Origin of the sequence: Sporosarcina sp. P18a (assembly GCF_002743135.1) — a bacterium.
Classification (GTDB): Bacteria; Bacillota; Bacilli; order Bacillales_A; family Planococcaceae; genus Sporosarcina.
The window spans coordinates 286,886-303,447 of record NZ_PDYQ01000003.1 but is presented as its reverse complement, the minus strand read 5'-3'; the positions used below and the strand labels follow the sequence as shown (position 1 = coordinate 303,447).

18 protein-coding genes are annotated in these 16,562 nt (G+C 41.1%); 9 read left to right on the top strand and 9 right to left on the bottom strand.

The features are described from left to right. The first annotated feature begins 188 nt into the window (after positions 1-188). Positions 189-1,643, top strand: a complete 1,455-nt coding sequence (locus tag CSV75_RS11170) for a protein adenylyltransferase SelO (protein ID WP_099675878.1) — start codon at positions 189-191, stop codon at positions 1,641-1,643. A gap of 117 nt (positions 1,644-1,760) precedes the next feature. On the opposite strand, the gene CSV75_RS11165 is transcribed toward CSV75_RS11170, so the two are convergent. The 4 genes from CSV75_RS11165 to CSV75_RS11150 all read right to left on the bottom strand — a co-directional run bounded on the left by CSV75_RS11165 (position 1,761) and on the right by CSV75_RS11150 (position 5,119). Further along, positions 1,761-2,432 carry an ABC-2 transporter permease gene (locus CSV75_RS11165; RefSeq protein ID WP_099675877.1) on the bottom strand — a complete coding sequence of 224 codons (672 nt, stop codon included), beginning with the start codon at positions 2,430-2,432 and terminating at the stop codon, positions 1,761-1,763. Continuing rightward, positions 2,429-3,289, bottom strand: coding sequence for an ABC transporter ATP-binding protein (locus CSV75_RS11160; protein WP_099675876.1), 861 nt, complete (start codon positions 3,287-3,289; stop codon positions 2,429-2,431). The genes CSV75_RS11165 and CSV75_RS11160 overlap by 4 nt, the downstream gene beginning before the upstream one ends. Positions 3,290-3,294: 5 nt before the next feature. Further along, positions 3,295-3,666 (bottom strand): GntR family transcriptional regulator, encoded by a 372-nt coding sequence (locus CSV75_RS11155; protein ID WP_099675875.1) that lies wholly within the window; start codon positions 3,664-3,666, stop codon positions 3,295-3,297. 124 nt (positions 3,667-3,790) lie between these two features. Further along, on the bottom strand, positions 3,791-5,119 hold the full coding sequence (locus CSV75_RS11150) for a TrkH family potassium uptake protein (RefSeq protein WP_099675874.1): 1,329 nt from the start codon (positions 5,117-5,119) through the stop codon (positions 3,791-3,793). A gap of 165 nt (positions 5,120-5,284) precedes the next feature. Here CSV75_RS11150 and CSV75_RS11145 point away from each other — a divergent pair, with 165 nt between their 5' ends. Beyond that, entirely contained in the window at positions 5,285-5,512 is a 228-nt protein-coding gene (locus CSV75_RS11145) for a group-specific protein (RefSeq protein ID WP_099675873.1), read from the top strand. A gap of 34 nt (positions 5,513-5,546) precedes the next feature. Here the strand turns inward: CSV75_RS11145 and CSV75_RS16325 are convergent, their stop codons facing one another. Beyond that, positions 5,547-5,702, bottom strand: coding sequence for a hypothetical protein (locus tag CSV75_RS16325; RefSeq protein WP_155979523.1), 156 nt, complete (start codon positions 5,700-5,702; stop codon positions 5,547-5,549). Between the two features lie 75 nt (positions 5,703-5,777). Then, on the bottom strand, positions 5,778-6,695 hold the full coding sequence (locus tag CSV75_RS11140; protein ID WP_099675872.1) for a patatin-like phospholipase family protein: 918 nt from the start codon (positions 6,693-6,695) through the stop codon (positions 5,778-5,780). A gap of 170 nt (positions 6,696-6,865) precedes the next feature. Between CSV75_RS11140 and CSV75_RS11135 the strand changes: the two genes are divergently transcribed. The 3 genes from CSV75_RS11135 (at position 6,866) to CSV75_RS11125 (ending at position 9,364) form a co-directional block, all read left to right on the top strand. Further along, positions 6,866-7,213, top strand: coding sequence for a DUF378 domain-containing protein (locus CSV75_RS11135; RefSeq protein ID WP_099630395.1), 348 nt, complete (start codon positions 6,866-6,868; stop codon positions 7,211-7,213). Positions 7,214-7,539: 326 nt separating this feature from the next. Continuing rightward, positions 7,540-8,064: an RNA polymerase sigma factor gene (locus tag CSV75_RS11130; RefSeq protein ID WP_233191651.1), complete on the top strand. Its 525-nt coding sequence runs from the start codon at positions 7,540-7,542 to the stop codon at positions 8,062-8,064. Continuing rightward, a complete protein-coding gene (locus CSV75_RS11125; RefSeq protein WP_099675871.1) occupies positions 8,057-9,364 on the top strand; it encodes a DUF4179 domain-containing protein in 1,308 nt (435 codons plus the stop codon). Before CSV75_RS11130 ends, CSV75_RS11125 begins: the two co-directional genes overlap by 8 nt. 32 nt (positions 9,365-9,396) lie before the next feature. Here the strand turns inward: CSV75_RS11125 and pgeF are convergent, their stop codons facing one another. Further along, positions 9,397-10,158 (bottom strand): peptidoglycan editing factor PgeF, encoded by a 762-nt coding sequence (pgeF, locus tag CSV75_RS11120; RefSeq protein ID WP_099675870.1) that lies wholly within the window; start codon positions 10,156-10,158, stop codon positions 9,397-9,399. Beyond that, positions 10,155-11,288 carry an amidohydrolase gene (locus CSV75_RS11115; protein ID WP_099675869.1) on the bottom strand — a complete coding sequence of 378 codons (1,134 nt, stop codon included), beginning with the start codon at positions 11,286-11,288 and terminating at the stop codon, positions 10,155-10,157. Before CSV75_RS11115 ends, pgeF begins: the two co-directional genes overlap by 4 nt. A 257-nt stretch (positions 11,289-11,545) precedes the next feature. Here CSV75_RS11115 and CSV75_RS11110 point away from each other — a divergent pair, with 257 nt between their 5' ends. Then, a complete protein-coding gene (locus CSV75_RS11110; RefSeq protein ID WP_099675868.1) occupies positions 11,546-13,102 on the top strand; it encodes an ABC-F family ATP-binding cassette domain-containing protein in 1,557 nt (518 codons plus the stop codon). 120 nt (positions 13,103-13,222) lie between these two features. Here CSV75_RS11110 and CSV75_RS11105 read toward each other — a convergent pair whose 3' ends face one another. Then, positions 13,223-14,089 carry a LysR family transcriptional regulator gene (locus CSV75_RS11105; protein ID WP_099675949.1) on the bottom strand — a complete coding sequence of 289 codons (867 nt, stop codon included), beginning with the start codon at positions 14,087-14,089 and terminating at the stop codon, positions 13,223-13,225. A gap of 115 nt (positions 14,090-14,204) precedes the next feature. Between CSV75_RS11105 and CSV75_RS11100 the strand changes: the two genes are divergently transcribed. The 3 genes from CSV75_RS11100 to CSV75_RS11090 are packed head-to-tail and all read left to right on the top strand — an operon-like array spanning position 14,205 to position 16,559. Further along, positions 14,205-14,900: a CoA transferase subunit A gene (locus CSV75_RS11100; RefSeq protein ID WP_099675867.1), complete on the top strand. Its 696-nt coding sequence runs from the start codon at positions 14,205-14,207 to the stop codon at positions 14,898-14,900. A 15-nt stretch (positions 14,901-14,915) separates the two neighbouring features. Continuing rightward, a complete protein-coding gene (locus tag CSV75_RS11095; protein ID WP_099675866.1) occupies positions 14,916-15,566 on the top strand; it encodes a 3-oxoacid CoA-transferase subunit B in 651 nt (216 codons plus the stop codon). A 60-nt stretch (positions 15,567-15,626) separates the two neighbouring features. Continuing rightward, complete coding sequence (locus tag CSV75_RS11090) at positions 15,627-16,559, top strand: 3-hydroxyacyl-CoA dehydrogenase family protein (RefSeq protein WP_099675865.1); 933 nt, start codon at positions 15,627-15,629, stop codon at positions 16,557-16,559. Positions 16,560-16,562: the final 3 nt, after the last annotated feature.

Below are 16,562 nucleotides of genomic sequence, written 5' to 3'. Positions count from 1 at the left end.
CCAAATAGGATGGTTGATCAATAGTATGGGCTGTTTGAAGGGATGTCAGTGATTCGATTGCTTTGGCTGACCTCTAATCGAAATGATACAATACATGCATCTGATATAGAAAGTAAATTAAGTAAAATAGTGCACGATAAATAAAAGTGAGTCATACTAGAGCAGCATATGGAAAGGAAGAAGAACAGATGAAACGTAACCCGAACATCGGCTGGAATGTTGAATGCAGTTACCGTGAATTACCGAAAACATTTTACACAGTAGTGGAACCAAATACCGTCAGCTCACCGCAACTGGTTTTGACTAATGATGAACTGGCGGTATCGCTGGGTCTCGATGAAAAACAATTGCATTCGGAAGAAGTGATTGCCATTTTTGCTGGAAATGAAAAACTGGAAGGAATAGATCCAATTGCTCAGGCCTATGCGGGTCATCAATTCGGTAATTTCACTATGCTAGGTGACGGGCGTGCCATGCTGTTGGGTGAGCAGTTGACGCCAGAAGGACAACGGATGGATATTCAATTGAAGGGATCAGGAAGGACACCTTATTCGCGCGGTGGGGACGGACGTGCGGCCCTCGGACCCATGTTACGTGAGTATTTGATTAGCGAAGCGATGCATGGTCTGAATATCCCCACAACACGCAGTTTAGCCGTCACGGTAACGGGGGAGCCTGTTTTACGTGAAACGGCTTTGACAGGTGCCGTGTTGACAAGAGTTGCTTCAAGTCATTTACGTGTCGGTACATTCCAATATGCGGCAGCCAGACAAGAAGTCAAAGATTTACGTGCTCTTGCAGATTACACAATTCAACGCCATTATCCTGAAGTGGAATCAGAGCCACAACCATATGTAGCATTACTTGAAAACGTCATAAAGCGTCAGGCATCTTTGATCGCGAACTGGCAGCTTACCGGCTTTATTCATGGGGTGATGAATACGGACAATATGACAATTAGCGGCGAGACGATTGACTATGGACCGTGTGCGTTTATGGACAGCTATGACCCGCAAACCGTCTTTAGCTCGATCGACGTGCAAGGACGCTACTCTTATCGTAATCAACCGGGTATAGCAGAGTGGAATCTGACTCGTTTTGCTGAAACACTTTTGCCATTGCTTCACGAAGAACAAGCGGAAGCAGTGAAGCTGGCGGAGAATGAGCTTTCCAATTTCGCCATGATTTACGGCTCGGCATGGTTAACGGGTATGAGGTCCAAATTAGGTTTGTTCAATAAAGAGGAAGCCGATGAACCATTGGTAAAAGATTTGTTGACTATCATGAAAGAACATCAAGCTGACTATACAAATACATTCCGTTCGTTGACGCTTGGACAGCAAGAAGAATGGTTCGACGAGCCCGATTTTCTTGAGTGGAAAAAGCGTTGGGTTGATAGACTGCAACGTCAGTCAGAAGACGCGCAAGCAGTAGAGTTATTGATGAAGCAACATAATCCATCGGTCATTCCGAGAAACCATAGGGTAGAAGAGGCGTTACAGGCAGCTGAAACTGGAGATATGCATCCGTTTATGAAGCTACTTGAAGTTCTAGAAAACCCTTATGCATATACGGTTGAACAAGAAGAATACGTGAATCCGCCCGAAGACGGAACTACTTTTCAAACGTATTGCGGAACTTAAAAAGAGATGCCCTATTGAAAGTGACTACACTTCAATGGGGCATCTCTTTTGCATGTAAGTGAGGTCAAAATCTATTAAATGACGATTTTTAATTGCAAAGGCTATTTGATAAATAAATTACCCATGATCAAAATCTATTTTACGCACGATTCGTATCGATAACAGAATAGATAACCATGTCAGTAGGGCGCTGACTAGTAGAACTGAGAGTGCGATTGTCCATTGATTGGTAGTTATAAGATCTGCGGTTTGCAGAAAGAATTGTTGTTCTGCAACCATTCTGGGATTTTCCATGATATTTAATATAATTCTAAACGACATCATGCTCAATAACGGCAAGGCAATCGTTAAAGAGGTCGCCAGTACATAGCCTGCCTTGAATTGTAGCGGATAAAAGAGCGAAATGATGACGTAAAAACATCCAAGCGCGATGAGTACTTCAGGGATTGTCATCATCCGGGTAGGAAAAGGAGCGAACGTATCGAACAAGAAGATATAAAATAACACAGCGGCTGCTGACAAACCGAACCAAATGAAACCAGACGCATACTTCGCTAGTACGAATTGTTTTCTTGTAACCGGAAGGCTGTTTATTAAGACTGATTCTTTCTCAAATGCCTTATTACTTGTTGAAATAGCTATGAAATAAGCGACGAAGATTAGAAGTAAAACATGACGGACAGGCTGACCGTCTGTGAAAAAGTTTGTGAAAATAATGAACCATAATGCTGTAAGTAAGAAAGCACTCGCCTTTTGTGTGTATAAGTCTTTTCGGATCAAGGCCTTCATTCGAATCCTCTCCTTCCGGTGTAGTACATAATATCTTCGAGTGTCGGTTTTTCAATAAGCAATGATGATAGGTGCTCTAAAGGAATTTCCACGGTATCTGCCAGACATTCAAAACCGACGTCTGTAGTGCGTAGTCCAATCACAGGGTATCCATCAAGCAGAGTACGCTGATCGGTTGTACCTTTGACTAATACATAACATTCGGTAAATTCATCTTTCTCGCCTTGAAAAATAATACTTCCATTATGAATGAAAACAATGAAATCAGCTATTTTTTCCAAGTCCGTTGTGATGTGCGTCGAGAAGAAGATCGCCTTTTCCTCATCTTGTATGAGATCCTGCATCATGTCGAGCAGTTCGCGGCGGATAATGGGATCCAGACCGGCTGTTGGTTCATCCATAATGATAAAGTCAGGATGGTGGGAAAGAGCCATTGCAAGTGAAAACTTCATTCGCATCCCTTTTGATAAATGTTTGACTCGTTGTGCTGTATTCAGCTGAAACTTTCTAAGATAGTAATAGAATAGTTCATCGTCCCACTTTGAATAAAAGGGTGCAAGAATGCGCTTGTTTTTCTCGATAGTCAGGTCTTCGTAATAGAAATCAGCATCGTAAACGAAACCTATGCGCTCCTTGATATCTACAGTGTGATTTTTATGTGACGTGCCAAACACACGTACTTCTCCTTGATCAGCACGAATTAAATCCATTAGACAGCGGATCGTTGTGGTTTTCCCAGCACCATTTGCCCCGATGAATCCTGTAATGTATCCTTTTTTAATATCAAAGTTCAAGTTGTTCAGTGCAAATCCCTTAAACTGTTTCGTCAGATTTCGTACTTCCGCTATATTTTCCATTCTTTTCACTCCTCGTATAGCAATGTCAGCATATGGATTAACTCTTCCAATCCCACGTCAAATGCTCGCCCGTCTTGAATAACATTCAGCAGCTGTTTTTCAATTTTCTTTAACTGTTCTTCTTTCAATAGTTCGTGATTCTGTGCGGCAACGAATGATCCTTTTCCTGGAAATGTCTCAATAAGTCCATCCCGTTCCAATTCTTCATAAGCTTTTTTCGTTGTGATTACACTGATCTGCAAGTCTTTCGCCAATTTGCGTATAGAAGGTAGTGCTTCTTTCTCTTTCAGTGCCCCCAATAAAATCTGCTCTTTTAGCTGATTCTTGATTTGCAGATAAATCGGTTGGTTCACCGAATTGGAGATGACAATATTCAATACATCACCCCTTTTCCTTTCATACCGTATATAAACAATATATACAGTATGAACGGTTAAGTCAATAGTAAAAAACCTCCAGAGTAAAATCTTGGAGGTTTTCGATATGAGCAATTACTATCAATTAACCCGTTTGCACTTGATCATACGAGTAATGGAAAGACTCTTTCTTTTTGTGAATCAGCAAGAAGAATAAGGTTAATGGCCCTATACGACCTAAAAACATGACAAAACAAAGAATTACTTCACCTGCGGGGCTAATATCTCCTGTAATTCCTAATGAAAGTCCTACAGTTGCGAAAGCTGAGACCGTTTCAAAAAGTAAAGACAAGAAAGGCATCTTTTCGGTAACAGTCAGCAAAAATAAAGCAACAAAGATAATAACAGAGCTCACCGATCCTATAGCCATAGAACGAAATATGATTTCCGTCTTGATTGTACGCCGGAAAATATGCGGTTCTTTTATTCCTCTAAAGTACGAAATTGTCGCCAGTAAAATAATCATAAAGGTCGTTAACTTTATTCCGGAAGCAGTAGATGCGCTACCTCCACCAATAAACATGAGAAGGAGTGTGAGTAGTAGAGAGGACTCCTCCATATCTCCGACGACTACCATATTGAATCCAGCAGTACGCGGTGTCACAGCTTGAAAGTATGAGGTCCAAAGCTTGTCAGTAAAACTCAAACTGCTAATTGTTTTTTCATTATGAAACTCTAGTATGAGTAAAAAGAGTGTAGCAATCGTGTTCATGATTAGCGTACCGAATATCATCATTTTTGTGTGTAGTGTCCAGTGTTGGATGGATCTCTTTTGAAGGATGTCTTTCACTACAATAAAGCCGATTCCACCAACAATAAATAACCCGGAAAGGATGATGGTAACAATAGGATTACCTACGAACGAACTCAAATTATCTGGAAATAATGAAAACCCTGCATTGTTAAAAGCGGATACTACATGGAATACACTATAATACATTCCCATTTTCCAACCAAACTCAGGTACCCAAACAGTACATAATGCAATGAATGCTAGACCTTCTATTACAATTACAAATGCTACTATTTCACCTACAAAGCGAACCGTTCCACCAATAGACTGATAGTTGAATGTTTCTTGGATGAATATGCGGTTTGTCATACCGACTTTCCTACCTAAAATAACGAGCACGGCAACGGCAAATGCCATTAATCCAACGCCGCCTATTTGAATCAGTATGAGCAAGACTACTACCCCAAAAGTTGTGAATGTAGCGGTGATATCAAAGACACTCAGTCCAGTGACAGTTGTTGCAGAAGTGGCAGTAAACAGTGCATTAACCCAGCTAATAGGTTTATACGTAGCGATGGGTAATTTTATTAATATGGTTCCGATGACAATAGTGAATAGGAAAGAGGCAGCAATAAGTGCGGGAGGAGAAATAGTATGTTTACGTTTTTTAATAGCTGTCATAATCTTTTCATCTCCCGGTAGATCGAATAAAACAATAACTGTTAGTATGTTTCGTTATGAAGGTAAATAACAAAAAGACTCGAAGCTCTTACGAAATAAGCAACCAGTCTTTATTTTGAGTTACATGAAGATTATGATAGGGTGTTAATAAGGGAGTGAATGTAGATGAGCAATTGTACTATGGACCATACACAACCAGATGTTGTGGAAAAGTTAGCAGAACAGAAATCATTTATGCCAGAAGAATTAGTGAAAAGTTGTGAGTTGTTTTTAAGCAAATCATTGAGTCAAGAGACATTAAATGAGGTATTTCATTTGTTGAAAAAATATGACTTGGCTACAGAAAAAGAACGTGTAGACCGTGATAATAAAATGCAACAGTTATTTATATGAGCTGAACTATATGTCTACTCTATATGATAAGTCATTACTGTACGTCACTTTGTAAGAGAGAAATCGCAGACTCAAGTAACTGAATATCTTGTAGGATAAAAGTTTTGATATCGGCGGGCGCGGTATGATACTCATCGCTAAGTAGTTCGAGCTCTCGGATGAAGATAGAACTTTCGTTTTGGTTGGTCATGATTGCAACCCTCCTTATAAGACAATTTACCCGCCAGGATAGTGTTTTAAACGGAATTGAAATCAAATATTTCAATCACATGACATTTTGATTGCTGACTAACTTGGGTTTCGCCGGCGACCAAGTGAGCAAGAATTCCTTAGTACGACTACTTCCGATTGATAGCAAGTCTTCCATTTGCTCTTCGTTTAGATCAAACTGTGTTGCACTATAATTTTCCACAGGAATGAAAATTATGTTTTGTACATGTTGTTTTGAGATATATTTTTCATCATGCGCGTTTCTCATTGTGGAGAATAGCGCTTCGAATAATTGCAAGGCATTTCGAATGGTACGTCCGGGTACTTCATCTTGATTGCGACTAAGTTTGAGCCCGATTACAGGTCGTTTACATGGCGATGTATCTCCATCAAAAATCCACATCGGGAAATTACTTAATACACCGCCGTCTACTACTATAGTTCCTTTTGGTGCATCGAGACGTATGGGTTCAAAAAAGTAGGGAATACCACAACTCATACGCAGTGCTTTCGCAATTGAAAATCGGTCAGAATCATATCCGTATTTCTCCAAGTCATCAGGTAATACTATCATCTTGCCGTTTGTTAAGTCAGATGCCACTAATTTTAATGATCCTTTCGGAAGATCGCCAAATGCATAACAACCTTTACGTGCGAGTTTATCAAAAAACCACTCTTCCAGCGCCTTTCCTTGATACAATCCCATTCTCCAATAAAGCGATATCCATTTCATAAAGGGAAATGGCAATAGTGTCTTTCTCGGATCCAGTAGTGCTTGGAAATCTTCTTCAGCCAACATGACTCCGATTTCATCCGCTGTATAGCCGGCTGCCAAAAAACTTGCAACAATAGCTCCTGCACTTGTACCAGCTACGTTTTCAAAACGATAACCTTGTTTCTCCAACTCCAGAACCGCTCCAACTAGCGCAAAACCTTTCAATCCTCCGCCTGAAAATACGCCATTGATCCGCACTGTATCCCTGCTTTCATTTTTATTGGTCTACTACTGTAAGGTCTCCGCAACAGAAATAGAACAATATTCATGTGGAAATGTATGAAAATTCCCTTTCGGTGAACTATAATAAAGAATCCATACAAACATGTACAGGATTCGATTATAGATTGTTGGAGGAGGTGTGCAACATGAGCGTATTTATGCGAATTGCACTGACATTAGTCATTATTGGTGCACTAAACTGGGGATTGATCGGATTTTTCAATTTTGATTTGGTTGCCAGTGTATTTGGAGGACAAAACACGATTCTTGCCAAGATTGTCTATGCCATTGTGGGACTGAGCGGATTGGCAGCGATTGGACTTTTAGTTAAATCGAATGATGAGATTATTGAGGATGTGGATGAAAGGGTAGAGCCCCATAAGCATTTTGATCGAATTCGGAATGTGAATTACAACACCGAGTTTGGGGAAGACCTGGATATGATGGGGAAGAATAAAAAAGTGGATCGGTCACGTAAAGAACCAAAAGAATGATCAAAAGGGTGTTCTCGTATAAAAGCGAGAACGCCCTTTCTCGTGAGTTTATGATATTTGTTGCGTCTTAATGTAACAATGCGACGGTAGGAGACGTAGCTTACGTACAGAAGGGGGTGAATTTCATTATTGTTGTAGGGCTAAAGCGTATGATGATAGCTTAGTTGTCGATACAGAATATATTGATGGAACAGAATAAGTGAAGTAAGGTGCCTTGCGGGAGTAGGCATCTTTTTTGTGCGTAAAAATAAATAAAAATTGATGTAAACTTTTTAGCCAGTGTAGAGTCTAATGTATAAGAGGGCAGAGAATGGGGTGACCGTCCAATGGAGATAAAGGAAAAAGAGTTGCATGTGAAAGCAATAGCTGGGGATGATGAAGCATTTCTGGCCGTGATGCAATTGCATAAGCAATCGCTTCTGCGGACAGCCTTGGCTTTTTTGCGAAACGAGGACGATGCGATTGAAGCACTTCAAGAAATAACGTATCGTGCCTATAAAAAAGTTCGGACAGTAAAAGAACCTAGCTATCTCAAAACCTGGCTCATCCGTATCATGATAAATTATTGCCAAGATCAGTTGAAACTACGTAAGCGATACACAGTAGACGATAGTGGTTTGGAAACAGTATCAGCAGAAGACATTTCGTATATTGAATTGAGAGATGCACTGGCAACTTTATCTGAACAGGAGCAACGTTTAATTTATTTGAAATACTTTCAGGAATCAAAAATTAAAGATATAGCACAATCTGAAAATATACCAGAAAGCACTGTGAAATCAAGGCTTTACAAAACGATGCGTACGTTGAGGTCATACTTTGAAGATAAAGGGGGCAGTGATCATGTATGAGACAGAAGAAGCACGATTAAAGCAGTTGAAAGAACATTTAGATCAACAGTCGCTGCCTTTGTCTGAAGCTGACCAGGCGATTCGTCAAGGCATGGAAAGGGCACGTCGGGAAAAAAAGCGAGCGAGAAAGAGAATCTTTGGAAGTGTAGCGGTTGTGGCATTGTTGCTACTGACATTCATTACGTCTATTCGCGTATCCCCTGTATTCGCCCAGGCATTAGCTTCCATTCCGGGTCTAGAGAAGTTCGTGGAATTGATTGTGATGGATAAAGGACTCGATGCGGTAATTCAGAACGACTATTATCAAGAAATCGGAGTGACTCAAACGATTGACGATAAAACGTTGACAGTAGATGGTGTCATTTTGGATGAGACGGGGATTAATATTTTCTACACAATTGAATCGAAGCGTTCGTTGAAAGGCTTACAAGTGGACTATATCCATTTGAAAGCGGAAGGCATTCCAGAGGGTAGCTTTTCTTATGGGAATATAATGGGTGAAAAAGAGGTATATACGTACAAGGATCGTATCGATTATCAGTTCGGGGAATTGTATACTTCTGAAAATCAGTCGTTTGATTTGAAGATTGCAATTAAATTACAAGGTGAACCAACCGTATTTACTGTACCATTCACTGTGCCTGAGCAAGTAAAACCAAGCGAAGTCTATACTATAGATAAAGAAGTAGATATCGAAGGACAGAAGTTTATAATTGAAAAGGTTACGGTATCCCCACTGCGAGTAGGTGTGAAGATTTCCAATGACCCTGCCAATACGATGAAAATTCTACAATTCGAGGACATACGACTGGAGGATGAGAAAGGCGAAGTCTGGGGGGCTATTCAAAATGGCACGACTGCATTTGGTGGGGAGGATGGAAATTCTACATTATTCCTTCAAAGCAATTACTTTTCAAAACCTGAAAAGCTGTATTTACGAATCAAAAAAGTGCAGGCGCTAAAAGCGGAAGAGGCTGTAGCAGAAATTAATACAGAGACAGCACAATGGCTTAATCAACCCGAAGATCACAGAATACAGTTGTTGAAGTCAGATAAAGAGCATGCCGCATTTATCATGCCGGACATAAAAGGCCAAGATTTTTCGTTTTTCTTTGTAGGGGCTATAACTGATTTAGAAGGGAGAGAAGTGAAAACTCCTTCAACTGAAAAGTATGATGATGGAGAAGCGACACATTGGAGAGTGAACTTTGATCGAACTGATTACACGAATCCACTGAGGCTGGAACTATTTGCTTATCCAAATTATCTTGAAGGCGACATAAAAATAGAATTAAAGTGAAAAACGTAGTGAAGAGTTCTCCACTACGTTTTTTAGATTGTTCTCCTGATAAAGCTAACGTGACGGCCTACTTGTCTATCTTGCCGATAAGAAAAGCCCTCTGGACTTAGAAATGTACAAGTACGGTCGATTGTAATATTTGCTTCGGGTATTCCTGCCAGCTCACATTGCTTCTTCACTGTCAGTTGATTATCAATATGGTACTTTTTTGTCATCGCGTTATAGAGGATGAATTCGTCAGCGTACCCAAGGTTATGAAATTTCGTATAAACGTCTTCATCCACTTCAAACTTTTCTTGACTGAGTGCGGCACCGATTTGGACATGAATTCGGCTCAGATCACTATGTTCGTATTGCTGTAGGTGGTGGAATAGCTTCCTTGTGATTTCTTTCACAGTGCCTTGCCAACCGGAATGAATTGCCCCAATTAATGTACTATCGTCACTGTGAAATAATACAGGAACGCAGTCAGCTGTTAAACTGCACAGCACGATGCCTGGTTCAAATGTATACAGTGCATCTGTGTCGGCAATTGCTGTTTCTTGTCGCAACGTTCCTTTTCCACGGTCTCGTGCAGTCACTTTATGAAAGTTCGCGCTATGTGTTTGATTGGCAAACACGAAATCTTCCAATTCACATTGTAAAAAGTCCGCCAATTGTCGGCGATTGTTCGTCACATCAACTGCTGATACACATGCATGCAAAGCAGTATTATTGCACTCTGGTTCATTGCAATCTTTCATGGTCATACCCTTTAGAATATTGTTGTGGTCTTGATAGATCATGGTTTTCATAATTCTTGATCCGCATTCAGTAATAGTTGTGTCAAAATTTGTGTACCGTAAATTAAGGCATCGGTATTAAAGGACATTTGTGGGTGATGTAACCCGGGCTTCAAATCACAACCTAATCCGATCATTGTCGCAGGAATAGATGGTGTTTTCGACGTGTAGAAATGAAAATCTTCCGCGCCTTGAGAAATGCATGGTACATCCAGGTTTTCCTCCCCTAATACAGAGCCGATCGCCTGTTGTGCAAGTCGGATGGCTGTGGCATTTTCTGTAGCGGCGGGTGAATAACCTTCTTCATTGTATACAATTTCCGTCTCTGTTAGAGCGGCAGTGTGTTGGATCATGTGGCGGGCTTTTGCTAACAGGGCATCCATTGTTTCATTCGTTTCCGCACGAACATCCAATGTGAATCGTGCACTAGCTGGAATAGAGTTGCTCGTTTCACCACCATGTAATTCGGTGATTTTAATGGAGAACTTTTTATTGCTCGTCAAACGAATTTGACGCAGTGACTGGATTAAGAAACTTGCTGCTTCGATTGGGTTATTACCTTCTTCAGGTCTTGCTGCGTGTGCAGGTGTTCCCGTGATTGTACCCGTAATCGTCGCAGACGAGCCGTGTAAAATCGCTGGTGCAGATTTGCCGAACGGAACTTCTGTATGTGGGCGTACGTGCAGACCTCCTAGGAATAGAACATCTTCGAGCACGCCTTCCTTCATCATTTGTATTGCGCCTTCTGCTAACTCTTCCGCAGGTTGGAAAATGAATCGAATAGTATGATGCAAATCCATTTCGCAGTTCTTCAAAGCAAGTGCAGTATATAGCACCATCGTACTATGCGCATCATGTCCGCAAGAATGGTTTGCCATTACATCACCATCGACTTCCTGTACCAGTGCATCCATATCCGCGCGTAACGCAATGACACCCTTTGTACGACCCGCAATTTCTGCAATGAATCCGTGATGGCCGGCATAGCCAGTGATACTCAATCCGGCAGCTGAAAGCTTCTCTTGTAAATACCGTGAAGTCTGCTGTTCTTGCCAGCTAGGCTCGGCAATAGCATGCAGTTCTTGATAGGTCTCTAGTATTTCCTTTTTTTGACGTGCTATATAGTTTAGTGGGTCAGTCATTAAGGATTGCCTCCATTTCATGAAGTAGAAGATCTTAAAAGTAAAACATATTTACTAGTAAACAGCAAAGATCGTGACAAATCATCATAAACTACTTTACCTTACAAAACGGTTACTCAACAATAGTAAAGTAACCGCTGGAATCATCAATAGAAGTATCGATTGTTTTTTCTTTTCTGAAGTAATTATAAGTGTAGGATGTTAAAATGACTTATATCAGTTTGATTGAAACAATTGAAAAGGAATAGGTGTACAACATGAGTTTATTGACAGTAAAAAATATTAGCCACGGTTTCGGTGACCGTGTAATTTTCGAAGATGTATCATTCCGTCTATTGGCGGGTGAACATATAGGATTAGTAGGTGCAAATGGGGAAGGCAAATCCACGTTTATGAATATCATTACACATAAGCTGGAGCCGGATGCAGGGACTGTCACTTGGTCAAAGCGTGTACGAATCGGATATTTAGATCAGCATGCAGCTTTGAAGCAGGGGATGTCTATCCGTGATGTGTTGCGCACTGCGTTTCAATATTTATATGATAGGGAAACTGAAATGAATAGTCTCTTTGCCAAGATGGGTGAAGTGGGGCCGGATGAACTGGAAGGTTTGCTGGAAGAAACCGGACAAATCCAAGAATCTCTAGAGCAGAGTGATTTTTACATGATTGACGCAAAAGTAGAAGAAGTCGCAAACGGTCTAGGTCTTGATGAATTCGGATTGGATACTGACGTGAATGACTTGAGTGGTGGCCAGCGTACAAAAGTATTATTGGCTAAATTATTACTTGAAAAGCCCGATATTTTATTGCTTGATGAGCCGACGAACTATTTGGATGTAGAGCATATTGAATGGTTGCGTACGTATTTGCAAGAGTATCCAGGAGCATTCATTTTGATCTCGCATGATATCCCATTCTTGAACAGTGTCATTAACTTGATCTATCATATGGAAAACCAACAGGTCAATCGTTACCCTGGCGATTATGATGAGTTTTTGCGTGTGCGTGAAATGAGACAGCAACAGGTCGAAGCTGCTTATAAAAAGCAACAGAAAGAAATTTCCCATTTGAAGGATTTTGTTGCGCGTAATAAAGCAAATGCAGCAACGAGTCGAATGGCAACGTCCCGGCAGAAGAAACTAGATAAGATGGACATTATTGAGTTAGATTCAGAAAAACCGAAACCACATTTCGATTTCAAAACGGCTAGAACGCCTGGAAAGTATTTGTTTGAAACGACTGATCTAGTAATCGGATACGATGAACCACTATCGAAGCCTTTGAATCTTTCAATGGAACGTGGACAGAAGATTGCTCTTGCGGGAGCAAACGGAATTGGGAAAACGACGTTGTTAAAAAGTATTCTCGGGGAAATAACCGCTCTTTCAGGTAAAGTGGAGCAAGGTGAGCATCTATCAATCGGTTACTTCGAACAGGAAACGAAAACAGATACAGATCATACGTGCTTGGAAGAGATTTGGAGTGAGTTTCCACACTTTGCGCAATATGAAGTACGTGCGGCTTTAGCGCGAGTCGGATTAACGACGAAACATATTGAAAGTAAAGTAAAGGTATTAAGTGGGGGAGAGCGTGCGAAAGTCCGTCTTTGTAAACTGGTAAATAGTGAAACAAATTTATTAGTATTAGATGAACCGACAAATCACTTGGATTATGATGCAAAAGAAGAACTAAAACGTGCTTTGAAAGAATATAAGGGAAGTATCTTACTTATTTCACATGAACCAGACTTTTATGAAGATGTAGTATCCACTATTTGGAACGGGGAAACGTGGACTACGAAGATGTTCTGAAAAACTATTCTGTTCCACGTGAAACAAAAAATCCAACCGGCAGCGGTTGGATTTTTTGTTCAATAATTTATATTGGCTGCTCTAATTGACTTTATTTAATACAGCTTTATTACACCTGTCTCAAAACATCTGCATAAACTTTTTCAATGCAAATGAATGATAGCTGTTCTTCTTCGTAACAATGCCGAGCTTCCAAAGTAAAGGCGGCCCTTCTATAGGAATCATCTTAATATTTTCGTTAGTAAACTTCGTCGATATGGATTGGGGAAGAAGCGTGATGCCCAGTTTCGCAGCGACTAGTTCAATGATCAAATCCCACTGAGAGCTTTCATACGATATAGTCGGATTAAACCCGACCTCTTTACAGGCACTTATGATATAGCGATGTAAGGCAAAACTTTTAGAAAACAGAATGAGTTGTTCTTCTTTTAGTTCAGTTAATGCAACGGCATCTTGTTTTGCAAATGGATGATCAATATGGACGAACAGAAAGAATTTGTCTGAAATGAAAGGCTGAACATGGAAAACATCTTGGTCTGTCGGCAACACAATAATTCCAACATCGATCTGACCTTTATCTACAAGCTCTTCCACGACTTTGGCGCCCAACTCATGCAACTCGATTTTAATATGGGGATAATTCCTTGATAGGTTTTTAGCGATCTGTGGAAAGAACAGTGTCCCAATCAAAGGTGGCATGCCGATTTTAATTTCTCCTGACACGCCCTCGGTCAGATCTTCAAGTAAGACGGGAAGTTCACCGAGTAATTGAAGGATTTGTTGTCCTTGCTCATACACAATGTCTCCTGCATCCGTCAATCGAAGGCTACGTGTAGAACGGTTGAAAAGTCTGACATTCAGTTTGTTTTCAAGCCTTTTCACGGATTTACTTAAAGAGGGCTGTGAAATAAAAGAATGTTCAGCGGCTTTTGTAAAACTTAAATGATTGGCTACTTCTATAAAAGCTTGAAAGTCTTTAAGTTCGATGATCATCCAACCTTTCATTTATTCCGATTTGGAATATATTTGATTCACAATATTCATTTTACATATAAGTCAGAAATCTGTACACTATTACTAAAGAGTTGGAGGAGGTTACAGTATGAGTAAAGTGATGGATTCATTTATGGAAGCGGTTTCAGACATTCAAGATGGTGCTACGTTAATTGTAGGAGGCTTCGGGTTATGTGGTATTCCGGAAAAATCCATACAGGCGTTACAAGATAGTGGCGTGAAGGATTTAACGGTCGCTAGCAATAATTGTGGAATAGATGATGCAGGCCTTGGCAAGTTGCTTGTTAATAAACAGATTAAAAAGATGATCGCTTCTTATGTGGGGGAAAACAAAACGTTTGAAAAGCAGTTCCTTAATGGAGAGTTAGAAGTAGAACTGAGTCCGCAGGGAACGCTCGCAGAGAGAATTAGAGCGGGCGGTGCAGGGATTCCTGGATTCTACACAGCAACAGGAGTAGGTACACCAATCGCAGAAGGTAAAGAAACAAAAGAGTTTAACGGCAAGACGTATCTACTTGAAGAAGGTATCGTCGGGGACTTTGCGCTTGTGAAAGCTTGGAAGGCGGATACACTTGGAAACCTGATCTATCGCAAGACGGCCATGAACTTTAATCCATTAGCCGCAACAGCAGGTAAAATTACGATTGCGGAAGTCGAAGAAATCGTTGAGGCCGGCGAGCTCACTCCAGAGGAAATTGATACACCAGGTATCTATGTACAGCGAGTACTTCTAGGAACAGATTATGAAAAGCGCATTGAACGCTTAGCAGTGAAAAAAGCGTAAAAAGGAGAGATGAATATGACAGAAACACGAAATACAATCGTAAAACGTGCAGTAGAAGAAATTCAGGACGGTATGAACGTCAACCTTGGTATCGGTATGCCCACTCTAGTTGCCAACGAAATTCCAGTTGGTATGACGGTTTTATTGCAATCGGAAAACGGTCTGCTTGGCATCGGGCCTTATCCAGTAGAAGGGCAAGAGGATGCAGATTTGATCAATGCTGGAAAAGAAACGATTACGACAGTTCCAGGTTCATCCTTCTTTGATAGTGCGGAATCGTTTGCAATGATTCGCGGCGGACACATTGACTTGGCGATTCTTGGCGGTATGGAAGTTTCGGAAAGTGGAGACTTGGCCAATTGGATGATACCAGGAAAAGTGGTGAAAGGAATGGGCGGCGCAATGGACTTGGTTGTCGGTGCAAAACGTGTCGTAATCATCATGGATCATGTCAATAAACACGGCGAATCGAAAGTTAAGAAAACGTGTTCGTTGCCGTTAACGGGCCCTGGTGTGGTAGACCGACTCATCACGGATTTGGCTGTGTTTGATTTCTCAGAAGACGGCATGGTGCTTGTGGAAACTGCTGCAGGTATCTCTGTAGACGAAGTAAAAGACAAAACCGAAGCAAGTTTTACGATATCTCCAAACTTTACGGCTAGATAATTCGATTGACGATACCCCATACGAAGGTGTCGTCTTTTTAATTGGAATGGGGGCAGGGTTATGGAAAGAATAGCCACCATAGGGTGCGGTACAATGGGCCACTCCATTGCACTGAGTGCTGCGTGGGCGGGATACGATGTGACGATGCATGGCATAAACGTCGAAGAACTAGAGCGTGCACTGGCAAGCATTGCGAGTAAGTTACAAGTATTAACGGACAATGACTTGTTGGAGATTGATGAAGTGGAGTCAGTAAAAGATCGGATTACTACAGTAACAACAATTGACGAAGCTGTAACGGATGCGACGTTCATTATTGAGGCGGTGCCTGAACGTCTGGAGTTGAAGCAAGAAATCTTCAAACAACTGGATGAGCTTTGCGATCCAAGGGTGATTCTGGCAAGTAACACTTCGGCAATCAGTCCGACTGACATCGCGGCTCAAACGACACATCCTGAACGCACGGTCATCACACACTTTTGGCATCCGGCGCATTTGATTCCATTAGTTGAAGTAGTTCGCGGATCGAAAACCAATGATGAAACGGTTAAACGTTCGATGGCATTAATGAACAAGATGAATAAAAAGCCGATCGAAGTGAAAAAGGAAGCACCCGGTTTTGTAGGGAATCGTCTACAATTCGCCTTGTTGCGTGAAGCACAGCATATTTTACAAGAAGGAATCGCGACAAAGGAAGACATAGACGCTGCGGTTCTTTACAGTATCGGTAGAAGATTACCTGTCACGGGTCCTTTTTTATCGGCAGATATGGGTGGACTAGATGTATATACGGACATATCGAATTATCTATATAAAGATTTATCGAATGCAATCCAATCCGCAGCTAGTATGCAGGAATTAGTGGAAGCGGGAGAGCTCGGTAGTAAAACAGGCAAGGGATATTATGAATGGGATCCTTCATTTACTGAGGAGATACATTCTGCGCGGGAAAAAGAACTGATCCGCTATGTAAAGCAAGATAGAGGAGGATAAATA

Excerpts from the sequence above, each read along its gene's own strand:
- CSV75_RS11095 (WP_099675866.1), top strand. The coding sequence starts at position 14,916 with ATGACAGAAACACGAAATACAATCGTAAAACGTGCAGTAGAAGAAATT.
- CSV75_RS11125 (WP_099675871.1), top strand. The coding sequence starts at position 8,057 with ATGTATGAGACAGAAGAAGCACGATTAAAGCAGTTGAAAGAACATTTA.
- CSV75_RS16325 (WP_155979523.1), bottom strand. The coding sequence starts at position 5,702 with ATGACCAACCAAAACGAAAGTTCTATCTTCATCCGAGAGCTCGAACTA.
- CSV75_RS11110 (WP_099675868.1), top strand. The coding sequence starts at position 11,546 with ATGAGTTTATTGACAGTAAAAAATATTAGCCACGGTTTCGGTGACCGT.
- CSV75_RS11100 (WP_099675867.1), top strand. The coding sequence starts at position 14,205 with ATGAGTAAAGTGATGGATTCATTTATGGAAGCGGTTTCAGACATTCAA.
- CSV75_RS11135 (WP_099630395.1), top strand. The coding sequence starts at position 6,866 with ATGAGCGTATTTATGCGAATTGCACTGACATTAGTCATTATTGGTGCA.
- pgeF (WP_099675870.1), bottom strand. The coding sequence starts at position 10,158 with ATGAAAACCATGATCTATCAAGACCACAACAATATTCTAAAGGGTATG.
- CSV75_RS11115 (WP_099675869.1), bottom strand. The coding sequence starts at position 11,288 with ATGACTGACCCACTAAACTATATAGCACGTCAAAAAAAGGAAATACTA.
- CSV75_RS11145 (WP_099675873.1), top strand. The coding sequence starts at position 5,285 with ATGAGCAATTGTACTATGGACCATACACAACCAGATGTTGTGGAAAAG.
- CSV75_RS11130 (WP_233191651.1), top strand. The coding sequence starts at position 7,540 with ATGGAGATAAAGGAAAAAGAGTTGCATGTGAAAGCAATAGCTGGGGAT.
- CSV75_RS11150 (WP_099675874.1), bottom strand. The coding sequence starts at position 5,119 with ATGACAGCTATTAAAAAACGTAAACATACTATTTCTCCTCCCGCACTT.
- CSV75_RS11160 (WP_099675876.1), bottom strand. The coding sequence starts at position 3,289 with ATGGAAAATATAGCGGAAGTACGAAATCTGACGAAACAGTTTAAGGGA.
- CSV75_RS11170 (WP_099675878.1), top strand. The coding sequence starts at position 189 with ATGAAACGTAACCCGAACATCGGCTGGAATGTTGAATGCAGTTACCGT.
- CSV75_RS11090 (WP_099675865.1), top strand. The coding sequence starts at position 15,627 with ATGGAAAGAATAGCCACCATAGGGTGCGGTACAATGGGCCACTCCATT.
- CSV75_RS11165 (WP_099675877.1), bottom strand. The coding sequence starts at position 2,432 with ATGAAGGCCTTGATCCGAAAAGACTTATACACACAAAAGGCGAGTGCT.